Genomic DNA, 6,794 nt, shown 5'->3' on the forward strand with positions numbered 1-6,794 from the left:
GACCGCATTGGTCGTCGTCCGCTGCTGATTGTCTGCACCATCCTGATGATTTTAACCACCTGGCCGGTGCTGCATTGGCTGGTGGGCGCGCCGACCTTTGCCCGTCTGGTTGAGGCCGAGCTTTGGCTGTCATTCCTGTATGCCAGTTACAACGGCGCGATGGTGGTTTATCTGGCTGAGATCATGCCGGCAGAAGTGCGTGCTTCGGGCTTCTCGCTCGCCTACAGCCTGGCAACCGCGCTGTTTGGCGGCTTTACGCCAGCGGTGTCGAGCTATCTGATTCATGCCACCGGCGATAAAGCGATGCCAGGCGTGTGGCTCTCTTTTGCGGCGGTGTGCGGGTTAGTTGGTACGCTACTGATTGGCCGAATGGTGAAGCAATATCAGTCACGACATAGCGCAGCACCTGTCAGCGCATAACCGTAGGGTCGCCATTCATGGCGACCTCCTTTTTCAAAACGACACATCCACCACCACGCTATCGGTATAATTCCCCGCTGCTGGCGTATTCTGCGTGGTTAAAATCTGCGCCGTATAAGTAAAGTTGCGCGTCACGGTATCCGCATTCAACGAGGTCGAGGTGGTGCTGCTCCAGCGATCGGTGCCGGTCGGTCCCCAGCGCGAGGTGGTGGTGGTGCCTTTGTAGATGTCATACGCCAACCGATTCGTCCCGCTCGCCATCTGCCGCGTGGTGCCGCTGTAGTAACTGCCGTTGCTCAGGCCCACGGTATAAGTGCTGCCCTTCGAACACACCACGTTAATCGTCTGCTGAACCGTTGAGAAACTGCCCACCAAAGGCGCACTGCCAAAACTGACGTTCGGCGCGGTGATGGTGGTGCAATCGTTGGTGACCACCAGATTCACGGTAATCGGCATCGCCGTACCGGTGCTGGACTGCACCGTTCCCACGCACAATCCTGCCACGTTCAACCCGGCACAAACCGTATAACTGACGGTCAGCGTAATGGTGGTGGTATAGGTGCCGGCAGCTATCACCTGTCCGGTAAGGGTGCGGAAGTAGAGCGGAATGTTGAAGTTGAGGGTGTTACCCAACGCCAGCAGTGAGGCGGAACTCCAGCGATAGCTGCCGCCCTGCTGTAATTCGGTGGTGCAGGCGCTGTCGATACACAGCTGAATCGGAATGTTATCGGTGCCGCCGCTGGCCGTTTTCAACACGGCGCGTGTGCCGCTGAGATTTGAGGCGGTGGTAAAGGCATAGGTGATGTTGTCGGAGCCCAACAGCGAAAGCGTACCTGAGCCGCAATTCACGTTGGTGGTACTGGAGGTGTTATTCACCGTCGAAGCCACCGAAAATGTGGTGACCGAACCAAAGGTCGCAGTAGGCGCTGATAAGGTACAGAGCGCATAGCTGGTACCCGGCAATATAAATAGCGCCAGCAGGAGCAGAAGCTTTCTCATGGTGAAATCCCTGACTGTGAATTATCCGCGCTACTCACCGCCGAACCTTGTGGCGGCGGTGGCAGCGGGCAGGTAAGCGGTCCGTAGGTTTCCAGCGCTTTTGGCTGGCCGTCGGCAATCTCCAGTTGCGTATCGCAACTGCGTCCATCGGGCGTCACCACGTGGATCGGGTTGCTGGCAGCGAGATCTTCCATCCACACAATGCCGTCCCAGCCGACATATTCGGTGGCCTGATTCGGACGTAACACCTGGCTGGAAATCGGCAGCGGCTGATGATTGCTGTCATGCAGTACTACGCTGGCGGCGCGCAGGCGCTCGACCGGGAAGTTGAGCAGATAGCCGCTCTTACGCTTCACCGCAAAGCGCTGTTCGACCTTCGGCGCGGTGCGATCGGCAGGCAGATCCAGCGTATCGATATCGTACTTCGCGCCGTAATAGCTGCTGATTGAGGGCACCAGCAGATAGCCCTCTTTGTCAGTGCGACCCATGGTTTGGTTCTCATAACGCACCGTCACGTCGGGATAATCGGTTTTCACCACTACAAAGGCATCATTGATATCGTTGGCAGCGAACACGCGGTTATCCATCAACACCACAGAGCCGGTGAAATCGGCCCATTGCGTGGTGTTGTCGTTGTCGCCATAGAAACCGGCTGAAGTATCAATTTTGTTGTTGCGATAACGCAGGCTGGCCTGGCGATAATCGCCGCTGTCGCTGGCCTGATTGGCCCACGCGGCATCGTAGGAGAAGCCACCGTCGGTTGGCATGGCGCGCGATACATACAGTCGCTGGCTGTTATTGCCCTCCTGATCGCGTTCGGTGCTGACCGAGGCGCTGCTCTGTTCGCCAAACGGAATGACCAACGAAATCGCACCGCTCCAGTTGCCCTGTTCCTGATCGCGGCTGGCGGAGATGTACAAACTGCTGTTGCCCCACAGATTTTTACTCCACGACAGATTCAGTAAACGTGTGCGGTCACCGTTACCGCCGGAGATATCAAAATAGGCCAATCCCAGGCTGCCGTAATCATTCAGCGACACGCTGGCAGTGTACTGCGCGCTGCGTCGTGCCAGCGAATAGCTGGTGTTCGCGCTGTCGCCACGACTGCCAACCAGCGCGAGGTTGCCGAAATCGGCACTGCGAATGATGTGCTGAGTTCCGAGGCTGAACCAGCTGTTGTTGTATTGATAGCCCCAGCTGTATTGCGTGCCTGGATTGCCATCCATCTGGCTTTGTGCCAGCGCACCATTCACCACGCCAAAACTGCCGACCTTCACCAGCCCACCTGCGCCGCCCATCGCCACGCTGTCGCTGCCTTCTGCGTGACTCTCCAGCGTCAGCCAGTCGTTGATACCGTAGCGATACGAACCGCTGGCCGCCGCTGCGCCGTAATCAAAATTGTTTATGCCGTAGTTTTCGCGAATCGCACCGGCGGAAAACGAGTAATCGGATAACCCGGCTTTCAGCAAGCTGCTGGAGACGTAAAACGGCAGCGTGGTGGTGACTTGTCTGCCCACCGCATCGGTGGTGGTGATCACCGCATTGCCTGCGCCGTTAACAAATGGCACGTTAGTGAGCGACCACGGACCCGGCTGCACATCGGCCTGCGTGCTGCGGTAACCATTAATGAACAGATCGACCGAAGAGGGCACCGCCGCCTGGCCGGAAAACGCCGGCAGCGGATAGGTCACTAAATCTGGCCGCACGCTGAAGTCGCGGCCAATCTGCACGCCTCCCAGTCGCACGCTGTTACTCCAGCTCAACGCATCAGTTACCAAATCCCCGGCGCGCCAGCTGATCGCCGCATTCTCGTTTTCGTTACTGAACCAGGTATCGTAGCGGACATAGCCTTCCTGCTGACCGGCAACGCCACCTTCCAGTTGCTGCACATAAACACCGTTGGTAGAAAACTGCCCAACCGGGCCAAAGAAGCGCAGCTCGTTCCAGCTGGAGAGGCGCGAGCCGGCGTTATCAGTGCGCGTGGCGTAGAAGTCATAATTGAGCAGGGCGCCGTTGCTGGCGCGGCCGGGAAATCGCGGTGCATTCTGCAGTTGGCCAATGGTTTGACCCGGCAGCCAGGCGGGTGGCACCGTCAGTAACAGGCGCTGGCGTCGTTCGTCATACTCCACTTTCGCTCCGCTGAGTTGATTGACATCGATCTGCTGGCCTTGCAGTTTCTCGGCCGGAATACCGGCGCGTTGCAGATCGCCGCGTCGCAACCAGAAATCACCATTCTTACGTTCAACCGGCACGATGTCGCCACGTTCGCCCTGATTCACCACCAGCTCCAGCATGTATTGCTGGCCGCTGGCGTTATTCTCCAGCGCAGGCGGCGGTGGCAGTTCGGAGAAAGTCTCCGCGCTGCTACTCATCGGGCTGATACAGAGCACGCTGGCAACGGCCAGCGCGCAGGGATGCGGCGTTAACTTCATCAACGCGCGGCAGCGCTGCTCCAGTGGCCTTTGTTCATTTCGGCCGACAGTTCACCGCTTACGCTGCGGGTTAACGGCCAGCGATGGCTGCTGTTGGCCAGCACGTAGCCAAACAAGCCGTTGCCCATTTTGCGTCCGCCAATGGTGACGTTGCTTAACCGTGCATGACCGTTACCGTGATTGGTCAGCTCCAGCCAGCGCTTGCCGCCGCTGTTCACTTCCTGCCAGCTCAGCTGCGGTTTCGCCGTGTCGCGTGTTACGCCGTTGCCGTAAACAAACAGCGGCACTGAGTAGCGCATCTGGAACGTCAGTCCAGCCTGATTCTCGCCCGGCGTGCGCGGGGTAGGGATCTCATCCAGCACCACGCGATAGGACATCTCACGTCCGGCTTCGGGCGGCGTTTGCTTGATTAAACGCACCAGCTGCTTTTGCCCTGGCTCCAGCCGCACCATCGGCGGGCTCGCCACCACTTGCTGCTGGGTTTGATACTGCTCCTGACCGTTGACCTGCTGCCAGCTGAAGATGCGCACCTGCATCATGGTGGTGGCGTTGCCACGGTTTTCCAGCCACAGCTCGCTGGCTTTATCTTGTGGATCGATTGCCGGATCGATCGGCCACACCATAAGAGAATTTGCGGCGTGCACCGCAGGCGTTAGTGCCATACATAACAACAGAATCAGGGCGCGCAGGTTCATCATCATTCATCCTTCTTATTGACGCCGTCACCAACTCAGCGTGACGGTTAAGGTGTCGGTATACGTCCCGGCGCGCGTGGGGCCGGGCAGTGTTAATAAGCCGTAAATCGGCAAAGTGATGTTATTGGCATTGCTGTAGCTCAGTGCCACAGCGCTACTCACGGGGATCGCCACGGTATGTGCCGCATTGGTATACAGGCTGTAGGCCACGGTATTGGTGCTACTGGTATTTTTGAGGTTGCGCGAGGAGGTGTAGTTGTTGCCACCGTTGATGCTCATGCTCACGGCGGTGCCTGGCGTGCAGGCGAGAGTGATAGTGGTGCTTTGCACATAGCTGGCGCTGACGCTGCTTGCAGCCAGGCCAGATTGGGTACCAAAGTTAAGCATGCCAAAGACCCCGGTATTGGTACCGGAGACAACACAGCCTGCCACTACTGATGCTGAAACCTGAAACGTTGCAGTGGGCAACCCCCAGGCGGAGACGCTCCCTATCAGCAGGGCAAGGCCGCCTGCACTGTGCATCAACCGCTGCACCACGGCCACCCTGATTATCCTTTCCCTCAGTAATTCACCGCCACGTTAATGGTGTCGGTGTAGGTGCCTGCGGGAATCAACGGGTTAAAGCCGCCGCCCACCACGCGACCATAAATGGCGTAGTTGGTACCGAGCGTCGGATCCGTGGTGCCACTGGCAGCAATATTGGTGTTGTTGGCGATAGCAGTGGTAAAGGCGGCGTCGCTATACAGCGTATAGGCAATGCCCTGCGTATTGTTGGAGCCGAGGATCAGGTAGCGCGGCTGGCCGCTCACCGTGCCGTAAATGGTCGCCGGAGCGGCATTACTGCTGGTGACCTGCACGTTAAAAGTTTGTCCGGTGGTGCAGCGGACAAAGATGCCGTTACCCGAGGCGCCGACCAGCGTGGCGTTGAGCGTATCAAAGGTGGCTGCGCTGCTACCAAAGTTCAGGGTACCGAAGTTCACCCCTGTCGTTGCCGATTGACCGTTCACCAAACAACCGGTGGTCAGCGTCAACGTTGCATTGATGGTTCCCGTTGTGGTGGCGGCAAAAACAGCAGTAGGGGCTAGCGCGGCGCTTAGGCTAGTAGCCACAAGAAAAAGCTTGAGTTTCATAATCATTCCTTACTGATTATCCAAGGTCAGTGCTTTTTCACCTGGTCATACATTTATCAAAACACATCCGAAATCAAGCAAGAGCCGCAATGGACTCGACAGCGTAAGCGCCTGCCATCTAAGAAAAATCCTAGATGGGGGGTTAATGATTTATATCAGTTTTCTTTACTATAGATCAGCAAATCGGCCCTTGTACGCCGATGGTTCAATTTTTCCCTAATCAATTCACACTTTTCGCCGATAACTCAGTAATCACAAGGGGTAGCGAGCAGTTAAAAAAACTAAACAGCCGATGATTCCTCCCTCTACCGCGCGCTTCGGTTCAATGTTATGTTCGTGCATTAATCAGATATTATTAATTTTTCGCTTAACGACTGACGATGAAAATAAAAAAAATCCGCACGACGACTCCAGATTTGTCTGGATCGACTTTTTGTTGAGTTTCGCCGCAGGCGGTCATTAATCGCCCTTGATCGGCGCTTTATCATCCTTGTTCTAATTTGACGACACCGCACCCGCTCCGAAGCGGGTGGAGTTTAGGAGCGCACATGCTGCTGGTTACCTGGGATAGCGTTCTGGTTACCGTTTCACTGATCGTGGCCTTCATTGCCGCGTTCACCGCCTTAGATACCGCCGGGCGCGTGGCCGTTTCACGCGGCTGTCTGGCAAAACTGTGGTTGATCGGCGGTGGCACCGCGATGGGCATCGGCGTGTGGGCGATGCACTTTATTGGCATGCTGGCGATGATGATGCCAATGACCATGCGCTACGACGTCGAGCTCACCGCCATCTCATTGCTGGTGGCGATTATCACCGCCATCTTCGCTTTTGCGCAGGGCGTGCAGGGCAGTCATCTCACCCGCCGACGCCTGGTGCGCGGCACCCTGATCATGGGCAGCGGCATCATTGTCATGCATTACCTCGGCATGAACGCGCTGATGATTGAAAGCCCAATTGACTGGAATCTGCCGCTGGTGGCGCTCTCGGTGCTGATTGCCTATGCCGCATCAGGCGCGGCGTTATGGCTGGCGTTTCATCTGCGCCAGGGAGAAAGTCTGTTGTTACTGCGCGCCTGCGCAGCGCTGGTAATGGGCATTGAGATTGCCGGAATGCATTAC

7 protein-coding genes are annotated in these 6,794 nt (G+C 57.0%); 2 read left to right on the forward strand and 5 right to left on the reverse strand.

What is annotated here, in order from left to right; genetic code table 11:
- Positions 1–420: MFS transporter (locus tag RTY00_RS11250; RefSeq protein ID WP_312664487.1), on the forward strand; the 420-nt coding region annotated here is incomplete at its 5' end.
- Positions 421–453: 33 nt separating this feature from the next.
- On the opposite strand, the gene RTY00_RS11255 is transcribed toward RTY00_RS11250, so the two are convergent.
- The 5 genes from RTY00_RS11255 to RTY00_RS11275 are packed head-to-tail and all read right to left on the reverse strand — an operon-like array spanning position 454 to position 5,676.
- The gene (locus RTY00_RS11255; protein WP_312664488.1) at positions 454–1,419 is read right to left on the reverse strand and encodes a spore coat U domain-containing protein; all 966 of its coding nucleotides are present in this window, start codon (positions 1,417–1,419) and stop codon (positions 454–456) included.
- A complete protein-coding gene (locus RTY00_RS11260) occupies positions 1,416–3,851 on the reverse strand; it encodes a fimbria/pilus outer membrane usher protein (RefSeq protein ID WP_312664489.1) in 2,436 nt (811 codons plus the stop codon). The genes RTY00_RS11255 and RTY00_RS11260 overlap by 4 nt, the downstream gene beginning before the upstream one ends.
- Positions 3,851–4,549 carry a molecular chaperone gene (locus tag RTY00_RS11265; protein ID WP_409519133.1) on the reverse strand — a complete coding sequence of 233 codons (699 nt, stop codon included), beginning with the start codon at positions 4,547–4,549 and terminating at the stop codon, positions 3,851–3,853. The genes RTY00_RS11260 and RTY00_RS11265 overlap by 1 nt, the downstream gene beginning before the upstream one ends.
- Positions 4,550–4,573: 24 nt before the next feature.
- Complete coding sequence (locus RTY00_RS11270) at positions 4,574–5,068, reverse strand: spore coat U domain-containing protein (protein WP_312664492.1); 495 nt, start codon at positions 5,066–5,068, stop codon at positions 4,574–4,576.
- Between the two features lie 38 nt (positions 5,069–5,106).
- On the reverse strand, positions 5,107–5,676 hold the full coding sequence (locus RTY00_RS11275) for a spore coat protein U domain-containing protein (protein WP_008103338.1): 570 nt from the start codon (positions 5,674–5,676) through the stop codon (positions 5,107–5,109).
- A gap of 548 nt (positions 5,677–6,224) precedes the next feature.
- Between RTY00_RS11275 and RTY00_RS11280 the strand changes: the two genes are divergently transcribed.
- Positions 6,225–6,794: MHYT domain-containing protein (locus tag RTY00_RS11280; protein WP_312664490.1), on the forward strand; the 570-nt coding region annotated here is incomplete at its 3' end.

Source organism: Pantoea sp. CTOTU49201, from assembly GCF_032054795.1.
Classification (GTDB): Bacteria; Pseudomonadota; Gammaproteobacteria; order Enterobacterales; family Enterobacteriaceae; genus Pantoea; species Pantoea symbiotica.

Coding starts and splice junctions, on each gene's coding strand:
- RTY00_RS11255 (WP_312664488.1), bottom strand. CDS start 1,419: ATGAGAAAGCTTCTGCTCCTGCTGGCGCTATTTATATTGCCGGGTACC.
- RTY00_RS11260 (WP_312664489.1), bottom strand. CDS start 3,851: ATGAAGTTAACGCCGCATCCCTGCGCGCTGGCCGTTGCCAGCGTGCTC.
- RTY00_RS11265 (WP_409519133.1), bottom strand. CDS start 4,549: ATGATGAACCTGCGCGCCCTGATTCTGTTGTTATGTATGGCACTAACG.
- RTY00_RS11270 (WP_312664492.1), bottom strand. CDS start 5,068: ATGCACAGTGCAGGCGGCCTTGCCCTGCTGATAGGGAGCGTCTCCGCC.
- RTY00_RS11275 (WP_008103338.1), bottom strand. CDS start 5,676: ATGAAACTCAAGCTTTTTCTTGTGGCTACTAGCCTAAGCGCCGCGCTA.